This is a genomic window from Collinsella sp. TM06-3, assembly GCF_003436395.1.
GTDB lineage: Bacteria > Actinomycetota > Coriobacteriia > Coriobacteriales > Coriobacteriaceae > Collinsella.
Genome location: NZ_QSPG01000004.1, coordinates 36,358 through 55,434, shown reverse-complemented (window position 1 = coordinate 55,434; position 19,077 = coordinate 36,358). Strand labels below are relative to the sequence as shown.

Sequence of the window (19,077 nt, the reverse complement as noted above, 5' to 3'; positions counted from 1 at the left end):
GCTGTTGTGGAGCTCCTTTCCTGACACGATGGTGTTGGGAGGTTTTGCTATGGCGCAGCGCGAACAACACGAACGAGTCAAAAAGATGGACCGCTGGGCGGGCAAACTGCTCGGTCATAAGGCAGTGGTGATGGCGATACTGGTCGTCATTGCGATGGCGAGTGGACTGGCGATGGCGAACCTTGGCGGCGGTGCCGGCGGTGTGTCGTTTGAGCGCACTGATGGTTCGGGCACGTTAGTGGAGCCGGGATCCGGCGATGCTTCGAGCGGAAAGACATCCGAAGGCTCTTCGCCTAAGGCGTCTGCCGCGGCAGAGGTCTATGTCGATGTTGATGGCGCCGTGGTGTCACCCGGTGTATATCGCCTCAAAGACGGGGCGCGGGTGGCTCAGGCGATTGATGCCGCCGGCGGGCTGGCGCCCGAAGCAGACGTTACGGGGCTTAATCGTGCATCCAAGGTCACTGATGGACAAAAAATTCACGTTCCAACGGTAGGGGAGCAGCAGGCGTCCATTGCGGAAGCCGGTGTTGATGGTGGGACTTCCGCATCATCAGGCGTCGGTGGCGCAACAGGCCTAGTAAACATTAATACGGCAAGCTCGGCAGAGCTGCAGACGCTCTCGGGAATCGGTCCCTCAATGGCACAGTCGATTATCGATGAGCGGACAAAGAACGGTGCTTTTGCTTCGGTTGACGATCTGATGCGCGTGTCGGGAATCGGCGAGAAGAAGCTTGCCAAAATCAAAGATTGCATCTGCGTATGAGTGCGACCGAGCGAGAGCACGTGATGCCTCCGCGGCCCCTGATTCCGTGGACGATGGCCCTGTGTGCCGGCATGTGCGTGAGCTGCGCCTTGGTGCTCAGCATAGCCGCTGATGCGCTGCTGAGGGAGCGGGCGACGGCGGTCGGGCCGCTATGGGCCATTCCCGTTGCGGCAGCGGTTTTCGTTGTGCTGGCTCACTCTTGTGCGCGGCTTGCTCCTTTGAAGCGGTGGCTGTATGCCGCGTCCGCCGGTCTCGTGGCGGGAGCGGTCGTCTCGGCGTGGTGGGCTGTGGGTGTGCTCAGCGCCTCGAAGGCGCTCGACGGTCGAGCGGCAAGCGGCCTCGAGTTTGTCGTGCAGGGTGATCCATCCATAAACGACGACGTGTATTCCTATACCTGTGAGGCACGCGCGGACGGTAAGAACTTGGCAACGGTTCGCCTATCGTGTGATCGTGAGCTCAAGGTCGGGGCGCACGTGCGTGTTATCGGTCGCGTTTCGCGTTTTGAGAACGATGCATATGGACGATCGCGCGTGCTCCGAGGCGAGGTGCGTAAGGTTAAAGCCGTTCGGATTGTGTCGGTCGATGAGGGTTCTCCGGGGCCGCTGCTTCGGCTGCGAAATGGGCTGCTTGCGTCCATCGCGCCCGCGACCGACCCGGCGCGTGCGCTCATAGCCGGTGTCGTCTGCGGTCGTTCGGCCGAGCTGCGCGCCCAGCCGGCGGGCGACTGGTTTTCTGTGACGGGAACGGCACATCTTATCGCCGTCTCGGGCAGCCATTTGGCTATCGTGGGGTTTGTAATCGAGGGCGTATTGCAAAAGACTCGGTGCTCACGTGGTCTTCAGCGGGCGATATTGGCGATAACGCTTGTGGGCTACGCTGCATTTACGGGCGCGTCTCCCTCGGCCGTGCGCGCGTGCTGCATGGTGTTCGCGACGCTTGTCGTAAACGGCGCGGGGCGTCGCCGGCACGGCCTTTCGGCGCTCTTCGCAACCATGTCCATCTTTGTGCTACTGCGGCCGACGGTGCTGTTCGAGATGGGCTTTCAGCTATCATGTGCCAGCGTCTTAGCCATTCTGTGCTTTTGCCCCTATGCGACCTACGCTTTGGGTGAGCTGGGCGTGCCATCGGGCTTTGCCAGCATGCTTTCCGTCACGCTATGCTCGCAACTGGCGACACTTCCCATCACCATTCCTACCTTCGGTACATTCTCGCTCATTGCTCCGTTGGCAAATGCGGTCATCGGTCCGGTGGTGAGCGTACTGCTCGCTGTGTCGATCGTTCTGGCTCCCTTTTCGCTTGTGGGACCGTTGCGGACTTGGGCGCTCGTTGTGCCCATGATTGCCGCCCGTTGCGCGCTGTTCTTCGAGCAGCTGTTTGCCGCCATGCCGGGTGCATCCGTGAGCGTGCCGCCCGATAGCATGTGGATTTACCTAGCGCCGTGTTTGCTGGCGGTTCTGCTGGTCTGGTGGCCGCGTCCCCGTGCACGTCCTATGGCGGTGGGGCTTGCATGCCTGATGCTCTTGGCTGCGATTCCGTACGTCTATTGGGATCGATTCGCTCCGCCTTCGGTGACGGTGCTCGATGTGGGCCAGGCCGATGCGATTCTTATCCGCCAAGGCGGCGCAGTAGCTCTCGTCGACTGCGGGCTCGACGAGCGTGTGGTTGCGGCGTTGGTTCGCAATAACGTGCGCCATATCGATGCCGTTTTTGTGACGCATTGGGATGAGGACCACTGGGGTGGTCTGCCTGCCGTGCTCGAACAGTTTTCGGTCGGAACGATTGCCGTGGCGGCGGATGCGCTGGAGGATGCTCCTGCCGAGGTATTGAACCGACCTGGCGTGGAGTATCGGCAGGTGCGCCGTGGGGATACGGTCGACATCGGCTCATTTTGCGCTCGCGTGATGTGGCCATTCGAGTCCGTGGATGGCGAGGGAAATGAGGACTCGCTTGTCCTGCTGCTCTCTTATGTTCAGGAAGGCAAGGGCCTGCGAATACTTCTCACCGGTGATGCCGAGCTCGACCAAGAGCGGGAATTCGTGCAGGAGGTGGGGGATATCGATGTCCTTAAACTTGGGCATCACGGCTCCAAGGTTTCAGTCGATGGCGAGTTGCTGGACGTCCTGAAGCCCGAGCTTTCCCTCTCAAGCGCCGGTGAGGGGAATCGATACGGCCATCCGTCCGATGCCTGCATCGATGCCGTTAAGGAAGCGGGTGGTGTGTTCGCGTGTACCATCGAACACGGCGACATTACCGTCACACCGACTGCGAATGGCTTTGCGATGCGACGCCAGCGACCGTGACGACGTCGTTGGCGTGTGGTGGGCCCCTGGGCTAAAATGGCACGGAACGAATACGAAGGCCTGCGGGAGGGGAGCGCAATGTCCGAAACCGGTTTGCTGCCGGCATATCTGATCGTCGGTACCGACGGAGTTAAGCGCGACCACGCCGTCTCGCGTATGAAAGCGCGTCTGGAAAAATCGGGTATGGTCGAGTTCAACCTCGACGAGCGAGACATGACCAAGGACCCCGATATCGAGTCCATTATCGGATCGCTTAACACCTTTCCGATGGGCAGCGAGTTTCGTCTGGTAATCCTCGATGGCTGCTCAAAGCTCGCCAAGGCGGTCTCGGAGCCGCTCGTTGGGTATCTGGCGGGTCCCAGCCCAACAACGGTCTGCCTCATCATCGCCGACTCACTTGCCAAGAATACGCGCCTGTATAAGGCGATCGCCAAGATAGACAAGAAGGCGGTGATCGATTGCTCCGGCACCAAGCGCTGGGAGCTACCGCGCCGTGTGCAGCAGATGGCGACGCAGCACGGCAAGTCGATCTCGACGGCGGCCGCCGAGGAACTCGTCTCGCGTTCGGGTGAAAACACTCGCATGCTCGATAACGACTTGGCTAAGCTTGCCCAGATGGTCGAGGCGCCCCAGATTGAGCTTGCCGACGTTGAGCGCTGGATTGTACGTACGGCCGAGGTTCAACCCTGGGACTTTCTCAATGCGGTCTCGGCCCGTGACATGCGACGCTCGCTCGAGCTCTTCAATCTACTGCCCGCCAAGAGCTACGTGTGGACTTACACATTGCTGTGCGGCCGCATCCGCGAGCTTATCGTTGCCAAGGCGCTCGATGCGCGCGGACAGGGTCGTGAGCTGGCCGCAACACTTAAGCTCCAGTCCTGGCAGGTCAAGAATCACCTGACCTGGGCACGTCGCTTTTCGATGGCAGAGCTCGTTGCCGCGCTCGAGAGCGCGGTCGATGTGGAGCTCGCGCTGAAGGGTTCGGCCGATTCTCAGACCGCGCTTTTGCTCTGGATTACGAACATCTTGAGAAAATCGTGATGATACCTGCCTATTTGACAAATTCGTTCTATCCCTTTGAGGGGGAGCGTGCTATAGTAGGCGCTTGCATGACCTCACCGTGTCTCAGAGGTGTCATACATTTTTTGCAAGGAACTCGAAAGGAACTCCAGAAGTGGCAAACATCAAGTCTCAGAAGAAGCGTATCCGCACCAATGAGGCAGCTCGCATGCGTAACAAGGCTGTCAAGTCCGAGCTCAAGACGCTGACCAAGCACGTCCAGTCCGCCGTCGCCGAGGGCGACGTCGAGAAGGCCCAGGCTGCCCTCAAGACCGTCACCAAGCGTCTCGACATGGCTGCCGCCAAGCATGTTATCCACAAGAACCAGGCTTCCAACCGCAAGTCCGGTCTTGCCAAGCTCGTGAACAGCATCAACGCCTAAGTTGTAAATTTCACACCACACAGATTACGCGCATAAATGGAGCCTGTTTTATGGAACAGGCTCCATTTTTTGTACCGCTCGGGTAAGATAGTCCGCATGAATACTTCAATTGACATTTCCCACATCCGCAACTTCTCAATCGTTGCGCACATCGACCATGGCAAGTCCACGATCAGCGATCGCATCCTCGAGCTCACCCATACCGTCGACGAACGCGACATGGAGTCGCAGCTGCTCGACACCATGGATATCGAGCGCGAGCGCGGCATCACGATCAAGTCCAATGCCGTTCGCGTGTCCTATGACGCCGACGATGGCGAGACGTATCAGTTCAATCTGATCGATACGCCGGGCCACGTTGACTTTACCTATGAGGTCTCGCGCTCGCTGGCAGCCTGTGAGGGCGCGGTGCTCGTTGTCGACGCCACGCAGGGCGTCGAGGCGCAGACTGTCTCCAACGCGACGCTCGCCATGAACGCCAATCTGGACATTGTGCCGGCCATCAACAAGATCGACCTGCCCTCTGCCCATCCCGATGAGGTTAAGACCGAGATCGAGGATGACCTGGCGATTCCCGCCGATGATGCCGTGTGTGTCTCGGGCAAGACCGGCGAGGGCATCCATGATCTGCTGGAGTCCATTGTCTTTTTGATCTCTCCGCCCAAGGGCGATGCGAACGCGCCGCTCAAGGCACTCATTCTGGATTCGTACTTCGACGAGTATCGTGGCGTCGTCGCCACGGTGCGCGTCTTTGACGGCTCCATCAAAAAGGGCGATACCCTGCGCATGATGCAGGCAGAGGGCGACTTTTTGGTCGACGGCGTGGGTGTCAAGCGTCCTGCCGAGACCCCGGTTGACGCGCTGACGGTTGGCGAGGTCGGCTATGTGGTCACGGGCCTGAAGGACCCCGAGGCCGTTCGCGTGGGCGACACCCTTACCTGGGCGTCGAACCCCTGCCCCGAGCCGCTTCCAGGTTACCGCGAGGCCAAGCCCATGGTCTATACGGGCCTGTTCCCAATCGATAACAAGGACTACGAGAACCTGCGTGACGCGCTCGATAAGCTGCACGTTAACGATCCATCGTTGGTGTGGGAGCCCGAGACCTCGGTGGCGCTCGGCTTTGGCTTCCGCGTGGGCTTCTTGGGCCTGCTACACATGGAAGTCGTCAAGGAACGCCTGGAGCGCGAATTCAACCTGGACCTCATTGCCACGAGCCCCTCGGTCGACTATCACGTCTACAAGACCGACGGCGAGATGATCGATGTCCGCAGTCCGCAGGACCTTCCCGAGGCCACCCGCATCGATCGTATTGAGGAACCCTACCTCAAGGCAAAGATCATCTGCCCGCCTGAGTACACGGGTGCCGTCATGCAGCTCGCCATCGAGCACCGCGGCGTCACGACCGACATGATCCACCTGACGAGCAAATCGGTCGAGATGCGCTTTGATATGCCGCTCGCCGAGCTCATCTTGGACTTCTTCGATCAGCTCAAGAGCCGCACCAAGGGTTACGCCTCGCTCGACTATGAGTTCAACGAATATCGCCCCTCTGAGCTCGTCAAGCTCGACATCCTGCTTTCGGGCGACGAGGTGGACGCGCTTTCGTTTATCGTCCATAAGGACAAGGCATATGGCCTGGCCCGTGGCCTGTGCGACAAGCTCAAGGAGATCATCCCGCGTCAGCTGTTCGAGGTGCCCATCCAGGGTGCTATCGGCAACAAGATCATCGCCCGTTCCACCGTCAAGGCCCGTCGCAAGGACGTTCTTGCTAAGTGCTACGGCGGCGATATCTCGCGTAAGCGCAAGCTGCTCGAGAAGCAGAAAGAGGGCAAGAAGCGTATGAAGGCCATCGGATCGGTCGAGGTCCCGCAGGAGGCCTTTATGGCGATCCTCAAGGTGGACGAGTAGGTCTATGGCTCTTTCCGAATATAGTCTGCGGCTGCTGGGCGCCTATGCCGAGCAGCCGTTCCTTATGGCTCCCATGGCGGGCGTGACCGACCCTGCCTATCGCATCATGTGTCGCCGCCGCGGTGCCAACCTTGCCTACAGCGAGATGGTGAGCGTGGCAGGCCTTGCCTATGCCAGTAATAAGACGTGGCGCCTGGTGCTACCGGCCGACGAGGAGCAGCAGATTTGCGTGCAGCTCTTTGGCTCCAAGCCCGATCAGTTTGCGAGCGCCGTCGCCGCCGTCGAGGAGCGCGTTGGCGATCGCCTGTCGCTCATCGATATCAATATGGCATGTCCCGCCCGCAAGGTCGTTACCAAGGGCGAGGGCTCGGCGCTCATGCGCACGCCCGACCTGGCCGAGAAGATCGTCGAGGCCACGGTTGGCGCGGCGCACGTGCCCGTGACCGTCAAGATTCGCAAGGGCTTTTATGCCGAGGACCGCAATGCCGCGACATTTGCCCAGATGCTTGAGAGTGCAGGGGCTGCCGCAGTCGCCGTGCATGGTCGTTGCGCCACGCAGCTCTACACGGGCCAGGCCGATTGGTCGGTCGTCGATGAGGTTGCCGACGCTGTCGAGATTCCCGTGATTGGTTCGGGCGATGTGTTCTCGGCCGAGGACGCTGCTGAGCATCTGCACGGCTCGGGTGCCAGCGCGGTGTTTATCGCGCGCGGCATCTACGGCAATCCGTGGGTGTTCGGCGATGCTCGCGCCCTTGCGCTCGATGGCGCGCCGGTTCCTTCTCGCTCCTCTGTCGAGCGCCTGGACGCCCTGCGTGAGCACCTAACGCTGACGCATGAGCTCCTGCCGCTCATGTCGCGTGCCCGTACGTACGCAAGCTGGTACTTAAAAGGCATGCCCCATGCCGCCGCTTGGCGTGCCCATGTGGTGCGCTGCTCCACGTATGAGGAGTTTATGGCGCTGGTCGATGAGATCGAGCATGATGTGGTGGCCTGCGAGGCTGCCCTTGCCGCCGGCGAATCGGTGCCCCCTCATCCGCTGGAGGCTTAAGGGTGGCCGTTACCGCGCTGTACGTGCACGTGCCGTTCTGTGCCCAAAAGTGCCGCTACTGCGACTTCGACTCGCGCAGCTTTGCTTCGTGTGATTTGGATGCCGCGCTCGATTCCTATTTTGAGCAGTTGTTCGCGCGTCTCGATGCTTTTGGCAAGGCTGGGGCCCTCGACCAGATCCGCACCGTCTATGTTGGCGGCGGCACGCCGTCGCTGGCGGGGGAGCGCCTGGTGGAGCTGGCGCGGCGTATTCGTGCGTGGTGCGCCCCCGTTGAGTTTACCTGCGAGGCCAATCCCGAGTCGCTGACCGCCGAGCTTGCTGCTGCGCTTGCCAAGGTTGGTGTCACACGCGTTTCTCTGGGCGTGCAAACGCTCGATAACACCGAACTTACCGCCATCGGCCGCATTCACGATGCCGATCGGGCGCTCGCCGCCATCGCGACGGTCAAGGACGCTGGGCTTGACGTGTCGTGCGACCTTATGTGCGGACTTCCCGGGCAGACCGCAGCGAGTTGGAAGCGTACGCTCGAGGGCGTGCTGGCGGCGGTTCCGCATCATGTGTCGGTTTACCCGCTCACGCTCGAGGTGGGGACGCCCCTCTATCGCATGGCGTGCCGTGACGAGTCGCTCGAGCCCGACGAGGATTTTCAGGCCGCCTGCATGGACGTGGCGCGCGAGCTCCTGGGTGCCGCCGGCTATCACCCGTATGAGGTGGCGAGCTACGCGCTCGACGGCCATGAATGCGCCCATAACATTGCCTACTGGACCGGACGGGGCTACCTGGGCCTGGGCCGTTCTGCCGCCGGTATGCTTGATACTGGGGATTTCGACCGTCTTGCAGGCTTGTTCCCCGGCGTGTCTGCTCGAGGCGACGCGTACCGTGTGCGTTTGGTTCAGCGCGACGATGACGCGACGTCGTTTGAGGCCGAATACCTGTCGCAGCGAGAGGCTGCGGCCGAAGACCTGATGCTCGCTTGTCGCATGACGCGCGGTATTGCGTCCGACCTGTTGGTTCGCGCGGCTCGTGTCATCCCGGCCGATGAGCTGACAGCCACTTGTGATCGCGCGCTCGAATTGGGTCTTGCCACTTGGGTGCCCGAGACGCTCGGGGTCCATGAGGGACCCTTTACTTCGGCAGATGTCGTCGCGGGCCATGTTCGAGCTCGTTTAGCACCGACACACCTGGGCTGGCTCGATGGAAATGTTCTGTTCGAGCTGTTTTGGGATCTAGCTTAGGCCGCTCGGGTAGAATTACCGGAATATATACGCTGCTGTGAGCAGGAGGTTGCCGCGCATGGCGACGATGAACGAAAAAGATTACTACGAGATTCTAGGTGTCTCCAAGGACGCCACCTCGCGTGATATTCAAAAGGCCTTCCAGCAAAAGGCCCGTAAGCTCCATCCGGACGTCAACAAAGAGCCGGATGCCGAGGAAAAGTTTAAAGAGGTTTCCGAGGCCTACGCCGTGCTTTCGGATGAGCAAAAACGTGCGCGCTACGATGCCATGCGTTCTGGCAATCCCTTTGCCGGTGCCCCTACGGCTTCGCCCTATGGTGGCGGCTATGCCGGCAACACGGGCTATGGCAATCCCTTTGAGGGCGGCTTTCCTTTTGGCGGTGCCTGGGGCCAGCAGCGTCGCGGCCAGGCTGCCTACAATCCCGAGAACGGCGCCAACGTGGTCGTCGATATCAAACTGGACGCCAAGGAGGCCAAGGACGGTGCCCGCAAGACCGTCCGCTATACGCGCTTCGATACCTGTGGTCACTGCGGCGGCTCGGGTTCTGTCTCCTCCGAGCATGCCCATACCTGCCCGAGCTGCGGTGGCCGCGGGCACATCGACGTCGACTTGTCCTTCCTGTTTGGTGCGGGCACGTTCCAGTCGGTCTGCCCCGAGTGCGGCGGTTCCGGTAAGGTCGTGGCCGACCCCTGCCCCGATTGCGGTGGCAGCGGTCGTACTCGCGTAACCTCCGAGCAGACGATTGAGTTTCCTGCCGGCACGCACGATGGCGACGAGGTCCGCATTAGCGGCATGGGTCACGCCGGCACTAACGGTGCCGCTGGCGGTGATCTAGTCGGCCGTGCCCATGTCGAGTCCGAGCGCTTGGAAGGCAAAGCTCGTACCGGTTTTTACCTGATGGGCATCGTGGCGCCGTTTTTGGTACTCTCGGCCATCTCGGGCGTGTTCTCGGCCTTTGCCGTGATGTGCTTTATTCCGTTTACCATGGGCCTGTTCATGGTGCTTTCGGACGGCGTGCTTCATCGCAGCCTGCTGTGGTGGAAGCGCGGTGCGATGCAGTTTGCCAACGGTTTTGCCAATGGCTTCATGTTCGCGCTCGTGTCGGTTTGGTTCGCGAGCTGCTCGCAACGGGCCATGCTTTCGCCTTACGGAATGCAATAACATCAAACCCTCTGTTTGCGGTTGGCCCAGCTTGGGTATAGGACGCACTGTGACAATAATGAAAGTCGGAAGGATTCGGTCGTGTCGGAAAATAGGGATTACTACGAGGTACTTGGCGTCGACAAGGATGCCGACGCGCGGACGATTAAGCGTGCGTTTTTAAAGAAGGCCCGTACCGTACACCCGGACGTTTCGGACGACCCCGAGGCCGAGGCCAAGTTCAAGGAGCTCAACGAGGCCTATTCCGTTCTTTCCGATGAGCAGAAGCGTGCTAACTACGACCGTTACGGCACTGCCGACGGCCCTGGTGGTTCGGGCTACGTCGATATCAACGATATCTTTGGTGGTATGGGCATGGACGACTTGTTCTCGTCGTTTTTTGGCGGCGGTGCCGGCGGTGGCGCCCGCAGCCGTCGCGAGCGTCGTCGCGGTCGTGACATGGCCATCTCGCTTTCGGTGACGCTCGAGGAGGCGGCGCTCGGCTGCAAAAAGACAATCAGCTATGACCGCTTTGCTCCTTGCGAGGACTGCAATGGCACCGGTAGGGCAGAGGGCGCACAGGAAAAGCAGTGCGGCCGCTGCCACGGCACGGGCTATGTCACGACGGTTCAGCGATCGTTTTTGGGCCAGGTTCAGTCTTCCTCGCCTTGCCCCGACTGCCATGGCGAGGGCACGGTTATCGACCATCCCTGCGAGACCTGCGATGGTCAGGGCCGCACGCCTTCGCATGAAAAGATTGACATCGATATTCCCGCCGGCGTTTCGACCGGTCGACAGCTGCGTGTGAGCGGCTTTGGCGAGGCCGGTCTTCGCGGCGAGCCTTCGGGCGACTTGATTGTCAACGTGCGCGTTGCCGACCATGAGCGCTTTAAGCGCAACGGTGACGACCTGTACCTGGTGAGCGATATCTCGATTGCGCAGGCTGCGCTCGGCTGCGAGATCGAGGTCGAGGGCATTATGCCCGACGAGGTCGTTAAGGTGTGCGTCCCCGCCGGCGCCCAGTACGGCGACACCGTGAGCGTCAATAATTACGGCATGCCGCGCATTGGCGGTGGCGGTTCGCGTGGCCGCTTGATCGTGCAACTGCGCGTGGTCGTTCCCACCAATCTTTCCAATAAGCAGCGCGAGCTGCTCCGTGCTTTTGCCGATGAGATGGGCGATGACGTCGCTTCCGGTAAGAAGTCGGTGACCGACCGTATCAAGAGTGCCCTCGACGATATCCTCGATTAAGGAGCCCGCGTGCTCGCACCCCATATTTCCGTCGTCAACCTCGGCTGCCGTGTCAACCGGGTTGAGTCTGACCGTATCACTGCCGATCTTATGCGCCTGGGTTTTGCTATGGTGGAGCCCCAGGATGCCGACCTGATCGTCATTAACACCTGTGCCGTTACGGGCGAGGCCGAGGCCAAGACCCGTAAGGCCGTTCGTCATGCGCTGGCCTATCCGGGCGAGCCTTACGTGGTCGTAACCGGCTGCGTCGTCAACCTGCATCCCGAGGAGCTGCTGGAGCTCTCCGATCGCGTGATCGCCGAGCCGTCCAAGATTGACGTCGCCGAGCGCGTCTGCGAGGTGCTGGGTGTTGAATCCGATAGCGTGCCCGCCTGTAGCGATGGCGACGTGGTCGATGCGCTCGGTCGCTCTCGCCTGGGCGTGAAGATTCAGGACGGCTGCAACCATCGCTGCACCTATTGCATTGTGTGGAAGGCACGCGGCCCCGAGCGCTCCGTGCCCGTCGAGTCCGTGCTCGAGCAAGTTCGCGAGGCCCAGGAGGCCGGCGTGCCCGAGGTGGTGCTGACCGGTGTGAACCTGGGTGCCTACGATGGCAAGAGCGCGACCGACGAGCATGTCGAAATCGATGAGCTGCTCGAGGCCATCATGGAGCGCACGTCTATTCCGCATGTGCGCATTTCCTCGGTCGAGCCCATGGATATCTCTGAGCGCCTGCTTAAGGTTATGGCGCGCTATCCGCAGCGTATCGCCCCGTTTTTGCACCTGCCCGTGCAGTCCGGCTGCACGGCGACCTTGCATCGCATGGGCCGTCCCTATAGCGCCGAGGCGTTTGAGGATACGGTGCGCATGATTCGCGCCAACTTGCCTCAGGCGTCCCTTTCGTGCGACGTCATCGTCGGTTTTCCCGGTGAGACGGATGAGGAGTTCGAGGAGTCGCTGGCGCTATGCCGTCGCGTGGGCTTTTCGCGCATGCATGTGTTCCGCTACAGTAAGCGTCCCGGCACACTTGCCGCCGATATGCCCGACCAGGTACCGCCAGAGGTTATGGCTGAGCGCAGCCGCCGTATGCGGGCCGCGGCGCAGGAACTCGCCATCGCCGATGCTCGTCGTCGCGTGGGAACCGTTGAGCGCGCCGTGCTCGAGTATGGTGACAACCTGACGCTCGGCTCGTTCCATCATGCCCGTCTTGACGATACCTGTGGACTTACAGCCCCGTGCCTGCTCGATGTTGCTATCATCGAAGTCGATGATTCCGGCTTGGTCCATGCGCGCAGGGAGGTTCATGGAAGCCTCGAAGATTAGACTTACCGTTCCCGAGGGGATTGATCCCTCGCGCGTTTTGGGCGCCGGCGACGGCGTCCTTCGTGCGCTCGAGAGCTTGGTTCGCGCCCACGTGGTCGCCCGTGGCGACAGTATCGCCGTGAGCGGTGACCCGGATGAGGTCGAGCTCGTGGTGCGCTTTTTTGAGCATGCTTTTCGCGAGGCGGCTGCCGGACGCACGCTGTCTGCCGACGATGTCTCGCGTTGCTTGGCTGTCCTGCGCGATGGAGAGCATGATGCCTCGTCGCTGCGCGATGACGTGCTGCTGTCGTATCGCGGCCGCGTTATTCGTCCCAAGACGCTCGGCCAAAAACGCTATGTTGACGCCATCCGCTCGCATACCATCACGTTTGGCCTGGGTCCCGCCGGTACCGGTAAGACCTATCTGGCCATGGCGCTCGCCGTTGCCGCGCTCAAGCGTCACGAGGTGGGTCGCCTAATCTTGACGCGCCCGGTTGTCGAGGCGGGGGAGAACCTGGGCTTTTTGCCCGGTACCCTCGAGGAAAAGATCGATCCGTACATGCGCCCGCTCTACGACGCCCTTTTTGACATGATGGATCGCGAGCGCACCGATGAGCTTATGGAACGTGGCGTGATCGAGATCGCCCCGCTCGCCTACATGCGCGGCCGTACGCTGAGCGATGCGTTCGTGGTGCTCGATGAGGCACAAAACACGACACCCGAGCAGATGAAGATGTTCCTGACGCGCCTGGGCTTCAACTCCAAGTTCGTGATTACCGGCGACTTGAGTCAGCGCGACCTGGTGGGTCGTCGTGGCGGCTTGGCGGATGTCGAGAAGATTTTGGGCCGTGTCGACGATGTGGCATTTTCTCACCTCGAGCGTGCCGACGTGGTGCGTCATGCCCTGGTGGGTCGTATCGTCGAGGCATATGATGCTTATGATGACGTGCGTGAGCAGCGTTCGCGCGACCGAAAGGAGTCCCGTTGAGTGTATTGATCAGCAACGATGCCGAGCTCGATACGCTGCTCGACGCGCAAGAGGTGGAGCACATCTGCGAGGTCGTGCTTGCCGCCAAGGGCGTTGAGCGTGAAGTTGAGATTTCCCTTTCGTATGTCGACGAGGACGAGATGCACGAGCTCAACCACGAGTGGCGCGGTATCGACCGCACCACCGATGTGCTCTCGTTTGAGTGCGATTCGGCCTTTGACGATGACATTCCCGCCGATGAGACGCTCGAGCTCGGCGATATTATCTTGGCCCCGCAGGTTATTGCCCGTCAGGCCCCCGGTTTTGGCAATAGTCCCGCTGATGAGTGCCGTCTGATGCTCGTACACGGAATGCTGCACCTGCTGGGCTATGACCACATCGAGGACGACGAGGCCGAGGTCATGGAGGCCCGCGAGGACGCCATCCTGCGCGATCTGGCGCTCGAGCGCGGCGAGGACCCCAAGCTAGTCCACGTCGGCCCCATCACCAACCATGCCCACGACTAGGAGCCGTCTATGATTCCCGGATCGAACAAGGACCATCCGTCCTTTTTAAAGTCGTTTTCTTACGCCATGGAGGGCTTCGTCACCGCCGTCAAGACCGAGCGCAACATTAAGGTCATGCTCGTGGCGGGCGTGTGCACCGTCATTGCCGGCTGCATCGTGGGGCTCGACATTGCCGAGTGGGCCACGATTATCATCTGTTGTGGCCTGGTGATTCACGGCGAGCTGTGCAACACCGCTATGGAGGCTATCGTCGACCTAGCGACCCAGGAGCTCCATCCGCTGGCCAAGCGTGCGAAGGACATCGCCGCCGCCTCTGTATACGTTCTTTCCATCACCGCCGCGATTGTGGGCGTGCTGGTATTTGCCCACGCGCTCGGCTTTATTTAGAAAGGGATTCCCATGTCCGACAATATGCAGTCTACCGATGAGATTTTGGACGACGAGTCCCCGGATGCTAAGGCGACCGAGGCCTATGAGGAAGTCGAGGAGTTCGACCCGTTTGAGGGCATGAGCGACGAGGAGCTCGACGCCCTGTGCGATGAGGACGACAGCCTCGCGGGCTTTGGCGACGTTGAGCCCGGTTTCCGCAGTGGCTTCGTGGCCTTGGTCGGCCGCCCCAACGCCGGTAAGTCAACGCTGCTCAACGCCTGCTATGGCAAAAAGGTCGCCATCACCTCGCCGGTGGCCCAGACGACCCGCCGCCGCATGCGCGCCGTCGTCAACCGCCCCGGCTACCAGCTGGTCTTTGTCGATACCCCGGGTATCCACAAGCCCAAGGACGGTCTAGGGTCCGAGCTGAACAAGAGCGCGCTGTTCGAGCTGAACGATGTCGATGTTGTCGCGTTTTTGATTGATGCCACCAAACCGATCGGCAGGGGAGACGCCTGGGTTGCCGAGCGTGTCAAGAATGCCCGTTCCAAGAAGGTCCTGGTGCTCACCAAGGCCGATGAAGCCGACCCCGCACAGGTCATGGAGCAGCTTAAGGCCGCCCACGAGCTTATGGAATATGACGACGAGATCGTGACGTCGTCGGTCAAGAACTTTAACGTCGATGCCTTCATCGAGACCGTTGCGCACTTTTTGCCCGAGGGTCCGCGTTGGTTCCCCGAGGACATGGGTACCGACGCTTCCGACGAGACGCTCGTTGCCGAGTTTGTGCGCGAAAAGGTCTTGCGCCGCACCCGTGATGAGATTCCGCACTCCGTTGGCGTTATTTGCGATGCGCTCGAGCAGACCAAGAAGGTGCTGCGTGTGCACGCCACCATTTATGTCGAGCGTGAGGGCCAAAAGGGCATCATCATCGGCAAGGGCGGCGAGATGATCAAGCATATCGGTATCGACGCCCGTCGCGATCTTGAGCGCATCTTTGGCACGCAGGTCTTTTTGGAGTTGGACGTGAAGGTCAAGGCCGGTTGGCGCGACGACGAGGCTCAGATTCGCCGTTTTGGCTACAACGCCGAGGACTAAGGACGCGCAGCGCGCATGGCAGGCTCCCGGACATATCGCACGAAGGTGCTCGTGCTCGACAAGACCAAGCTCAAAGAGACCGATCTGATTCTGACGATGCTTGACGAGCGGGGTCGCCAGGTTCGTGCCGTGGCAAAGGGGGCCCGCAAACCCGGTGGGCGCTTGGCGGCGCGCTGCGAATTATTCTGTACCGTCGATATGCTGCTCGCACATGGACGCTCGCTCGACGTTGTTTCTCAGGCCGAGCTTTTGGAAGCGCCGGTTGGCGCCGCGCCCGATTACGAGACGACCTGCGCCGCAAGCGCGATTGCCGAGGTCGCGCGCGTGTGCTCATTCGAGGACGCCGAGGACCCGTTTACCTTTGCCATCACGCAGCGGGCGCTCACGCTTGTCGGCTGCGGGCTCGACTCGGCACATATGGACCTGCTCGTGGCGGCCTTTGTCTTTAAACTTCTGTCGCACGTGGGCTATCGACCCGATTTTTCGGCCTGCGTGCTGTGCGGAGACCCCATGCTGTCGTACTTTTCGCCCCAGGCGGGCGGGCTCATGTGCGGTTCGTGCGCGTCGAGCGTTCCGGGTGCCGAGCTGGTTTCGACCGGTGAGGTCGCGTGGCTGCGCGCCCTCATGTCCATGACCTTCGATGCACTCATGGTCGAGCGAATCGACCCGCATACGGCGGCGTTCTTGCTCGGGCTTTCGCATGTGTGGGCTGCGATGCACACCGACCAGCGCCTCCGTGCGATGGAATTCATGTTGGGTCGGTGATGATGCGCATGGGCGGTCTGCTTGTGGTAACATACCGACCTGTTGGTACCTCGACCTTGGATGCTCGCTCCACCGACGGCTTCCCAGTCCGAGGCGAATAGTGTCGCCCGCGGGCGACAAGAAACGAAAGGTGAAACAATGACTGTTTCCAAAGAGCGCAAGGCTGAGCTGACTGCCCAGTTCGGTAACACCCCGGTCGACACCGGCAACCCCAAGGTTCAGGTCGCCATCCTGTCCGAGCGCATCAAGGAGCTGACCGAGCACATGAAGTCCCACCAGAAGGACTTCCACACCCGTCGTGGCCTGCTCATGCTCGTCGGCCGTCGTCGTCGTCTTCTCTCCTACATCAAGAAGAACGACATCGTCGAGTACCGTGAGCTCATCAAGGCTCTGGGCATCCGCGACAACATCCAGTAGGATTTGTACATGCAAGGAGCGTCCTGCGCAGCGGGGCGCTCTTTTTGTGTAAGGGCGTGAACAATCACGCTCTGAAGCGTGGCGGGGGCAGGGGGCCCGCGTCACATGAGGAGCCTGCAGGCAAGGGGCCTGCGGGGTAAAGGAGAACAATGACACTCGTATCCAAGACCTTTGAGCTGTACGGCAAGACCTACACCTTTGAGTCGGGCGAGCTTGCCAAGCAGGCCACCGGCGCCTGCCTGGTCAAGCAGGGCGACACCACGATGCTCGACACCGTGGTCGTCTCCAAGGAGCGCAAGAACTACGACTTCTTCCCGCTGACCGTCGACTTCAACGAGAAGATGTACGCCGCCGGCCGCATCCCGGGTGGCTACCTCAAGCGTGAGGGCCGTCCCAGTGAGAAGGCCACGCTCACCGCGCGCATGATCGACCGTCCGATTCGCCCGAGCTTCCCGGACGGCTTCCGCAACGAGGTACACATCGTCGCTACCTCGCTCGTCGCCGACCAGGTCAACCCCTTTGACGTCATCAACGTCATGGGTGCCTCCCTGGCCATGACGCTCGGCGGCGTGCCCTTCGAGGGCCCGCTTGCCTGCGTGCGCATCGGCCGTAACGTGGAGACCGGCGAGTTTATCGTCAACCCCACCTACGAGGAGCGCGAGAACTCCGACCTGGACCTGGAGCTGGGCGGCTCTGCCGACTTCATCTCGATGGTCGAGGCCGGCGCCGAGGAGATCTCCGAGGACGACATGCTCGCCGCCATGAAGTTTGGCCAGGAGGCCCTTGCCGCCTTCTGCCAGGCCCAGGACGAGTTCGTTGCCGAGTGGGAGCAGGTCAATGGCGCCATCGTCAAGAAGGAGTACCCGCTCGACCAGCCCGTCGAGGAGGTCCAGGAGCGCATCTTCGCCCACTACGACGAGATGGCCGCCGCCCTTCGCGATGCCGACAAGCTCTCCCGTATCGGTAAGGTCGAGGCTCTGAAGGAGTCCATCCGTGCCGAGTTCACCGAGGAGGAGCAGGCCGCTTGGGAGCGCGAGATCCCCGTGGCGCTCAAGAAGCTCGAGAAGAAGGCTATGCGCACCATGGTCGTCGAGACCGGCGAGCGCGTCGACGGCCGTGCCGCCGATGAGATTCGCCCCATCATGGTGAAGGATAACTACCTGCCGCTCGTTCACGGCTCCGGTCTGTTCCAGCGTGGCCAGACCCAGGTGCTTTCCGTCCTGTCGCTCGGTATGCTCAACGAGGGTCAGCGTCTGGATACCATCGAGCCCACCGAGGGCAAGCGCTATATGCACCACTACAACTTCCCGCCGTTCTGCACCGGCGAGACTGGCCGCATGGGCAGCCCCAAGCGCCGCGAGATCGGCCACGGCAACCTGGCCGAGCGCGCCCTGCTCCCGGTGCTCCCCGACGAGAACGAGTTCCCCTACGCTATTCGCGTGGTCTCCGAGGTCATGGAGTCCAACGGCTCCTCTTCGATGGCTTCGACCTGCGGCTCCACGCTCGCCCTTATGGACGGCGGCGTGCCTATTAAGCGCCCGGTCTCCGGTATCGCCATGGGCCTGATCCAGGAGGAGGGTAAGACCGTGGTCCTGTCCGATATCCAGGGTCTCGAGGACTTCCTGGGCGACATGGACTTTAAGGTCACCGGCACCACCGAGGGCATCACCGCCCTGCAGATGGACAACAAGGCCACCGGTCTTACCTTCGACATCTTGGCCCGCGCCCTGCAGCAGGCCAAGGAGGGTCGCGCCTTCATCCTGCAGAAGATGCTCGATGTGATCCCCGAGCCGCGCCACACCACGCGCAGCACCGCTCCGCGCATCGTCTCCATCCAGGTTCCGACCGACAAGATCCGCGACGTTATCGGTTCTGGTGGTAAGGTCATCCGCGGCATCCAGGACGAGACCGGTGCCTCGGTCGACATCCAGGAGGACGGCACCGTCTTTGTCGGCGGCACCGGCGAGTCCGTCGACCAGGCTGTCGAGCGCATCAAGCTCATCATCAAGGTTCCCGAGCCGGGCGAGGAGTACACCGGTCGCGTTGTCTCCATCCAGCCCTTCGGTGCCTTCGTGAACCTTCTGCCCGGTAAGGACGGCCTGCTCCACATCTCCCGCGTCGCCAAGGGCCGCGTGGAGAAGGTCGAGGACGTCCTCAACGTGGGCGACGAGGTCAAGGTCGTCGTCATCGAGGTCGACGACCGTGGCAAGATCTCGCTCGATCGTCTTGACAAGCCTGAGGCCCCGGCTCGCGCCGAGGGTGCCTCCGAGGGCGACGGCGAGCACTTCCAGCGTCGTGAGCGTCCGCGTCGCGAGCGCTCCGAGCGCAGCGACCGTCCGCGCCGTCCCGGCGACAACGGAGGCCGCAAGCCCCGCCGCCACCACGACGCCGAGTAACAGCCGTACATAACCAGCACCGCAAGGGCGACTCCGGACAGGGGTCGCCCTTTTGCTTGCGCCCGGGAGGGCCGCATATGAAGTTTCCTGCTCTACAGTCCTGCGCAAGACGGAAAGCACATTAAGTGCTTTCCTTTGCGTGCGGAACTCGCGATAAACTTCATATGCGG

At 61.4% G+C, this 19,077-nt stretch carries 17 protein-coding genes; all 17 read left to right on the top strand.

The window, feature by feature from the left end; all coding sequences use genetic code 11:
• Positions 1–49: 49 nt before the first annotated feature.
• The 17 genes from DXD56_RS02685 to DXD56_RS02605 all read left to right on the top strand — a co-directional run bounded on the left by DXD56_RS02685 (position 50) and on the right by DXD56_RS02605 (position 18,907).
• Complete coding sequence (locus DXD56_RS02685) at positions 50–763, top strand: helix-hairpin-helix domain-containing protein (protein ID WP_117639904.1); 714 nt, start codon at positions 50–52, stop codon at positions 761–763.
• Positions 760–3,063, top strand: coding sequence for a DNA internalization-related competence protein ComEC/Rec2 (locus DXD56_RS02680; protein WP_117639902.1), 2,304 nt, complete (start codon positions 760–762; stop codon positions 3,061–3,063). The genes DXD56_RS02685 and DXD56_RS02680 overlap by 4 nt, the downstream gene beginning before the upstream one ends.
• A gap of 78 nt (positions 3,064–3,141) precedes the next feature.
• Entirely contained in the window at positions 3,142–4,104 is a 963-nt protein-coding gene (holA, locus tag DXD56_RS02675; protein ID WP_117639900.1) for a DNA polymerase III subunit delta, read from the top strand.
• 133 nt (positions 4,105–4,237) lie between these two features.
• Positions 4,238–4,504: a 30S ribosomal protein S20 gene (rpsT, locus tag DXD56_RS02670; protein ID WP_117564276.1), complete on the top strand. Its 267-nt coding sequence runs from the start codon at positions 4,238–4,240 to the stop codon at positions 4,502–4,504.
• A 96-nt stretch (positions 4,505–4,600) separates the two neighbouring features.
• The gene (lepA, locus tag DXD56_RS02665) at positions 4,601–6,412 is read left to right on the top strand and encodes a translation elongation factor 4 (RefSeq protein WP_089573391.1); all 1,812 of its coding nucleotides are present in this window, start codon (positions 4,601–4,603) and stop codon (positions 6,410–6,412) included.
• 4 nt (positions 6,413–6,416) lie between these two features.
• Positions 6,417–7,460 carry a tRNA dihydrouridine synthase DusB gene (dusB, locus tag DXD56_RS02660; RefSeq protein ID WP_117639898.1) on the top strand — a complete coding sequence of 348 codons (1,044 nt, stop codon included), beginning with the start codon at positions 6,417–6,419 and terminating at the stop codon, positions 7,458–7,460.
• Positions 7,461–7,462: 2 nt separating this feature from the next.
• Positions 7,463–8,695: a radical SAM family heme chaperone HemW gene (hemW, locus tag DXD56_RS02655; RefSeq protein ID WP_117639896.1), complete on the top strand. Its 1,233-nt coding sequence runs from the start codon at positions 7,463–7,465 to the stop codon at positions 8,693–8,695.
• 58 nt (positions 8,696–8,753) lie between these two features.
• The gene (locus tag DXD56_RS02650; protein WP_187362361.1) at positions 8,754–9,857 is read left to right on the top strand and encodes a DnaJ domain-containing protein; all 1,104 of its coding nucleotides are present in this window, start codon (positions 8,754–8,756) and stop codon (positions 9,855–9,857) included.
• 81 nt (positions 9,858–9,938) lie between these two features.
• Positions 9,939–11,087, top strand: a complete 1,149-nt coding sequence (gene dnaJ / locus DXD56_RS02645) for a molecular chaperone DnaJ (protein WP_117639894.1) — start codon at positions 9,939–9,941, stop codon at positions 11,085–11,087.
• A gap of 9 nt (positions 11,088–11,096) precedes the next feature.
• Positions 11,097–12,389: a MiaB/RimO family radical SAM methylthiotransferase gene (locus DXD56_RS02640; RefSeq protein ID WP_117639892.1), complete on the top strand. Its 1,293-nt coding sequence runs from the start codon at positions 11,097–11,099 to the stop codon at positions 12,387–12,389.
• On the top strand, positions 12,370–13,356 hold the full coding sequence (locus tag DXD56_RS02635) for a PhoH family protein (protein ID WP_089573386.1): 987 nt from the start codon (positions 12,370–12,372) through the stop codon (positions 13,354–13,356). Before DXD56_RS02640 ends, DXD56_RS02635 begins: the two co-directional genes overlap by 20 nt.
• Complete coding sequence (ybeY, locus tag DXD56_RS02630) at positions 13,353–13,862, top strand: rRNA maturation RNase YbeY (protein WP_117639890.1); 510 nt, start codon at positions 13,353–13,355, stop codon at positions 13,860–13,862. The genes DXD56_RS02635 and ybeY overlap by 4 nt, the downstream gene beginning before the upstream one ends.
• 9 nt (positions 13,863–13,871) lie before the next feature.
• Entirely contained in the window at positions 13,872–14,249 is a 378-nt protein-coding gene (locus tag DXD56_RS02625) for a diacylglycerol kinase family protein (protein WP_117639888.1), read from the top strand.
• Between the two features lie 12 nt (positions 14,250–14,261).
• Complete coding sequence (gene era, locus DXD56_RS02620) at positions 14,262–15,329, top strand: GTPase Era (protein ID WP_187362360.1); 1,068 nt, start codon at positions 14,262–14,264, stop codon at positions 15,327–15,329.
• A 15-nt stretch (positions 15,330–15,344) separates the two neighbouring features.
• Positions 15,345–16,094 carry a DNA repair protein RecO gene (gene recO, locus DXD56_RS02615; protein ID WP_117639886.1) on the top strand — a complete coding sequence of 250 codons (750 nt, stop codon included), beginning with the start codon at positions 15,345–15,347 and terminating at the stop codon, positions 16,092–16,094.
• 138 nt (positions 16,095–16,232) lie between these two features.
• Positions 16,233–16,511 (top strand): 30S ribosomal protein S15, encoded by a 279-nt coding sequence (gene rpsO, locus DXD56_RS02610; RefSeq protein WP_035138510.1) that lies wholly within the window; start codon positions 16,233–16,235, stop codon positions 16,509–16,511.
• Between the two features lie 149 nt (positions 16,512–16,660).
• A complete protein-coding gene (locus DXD56_RS02605) occupies positions 16,661–18,907 on the top strand; it encodes a polyribonucleotide nucleotidyltransferase (RefSeq protein WP_117639884.1) in 2,247 nt (748 codons plus the stop codon).
• Positions 18,908–19,077 lie beyond the last annotated feature (170 nt).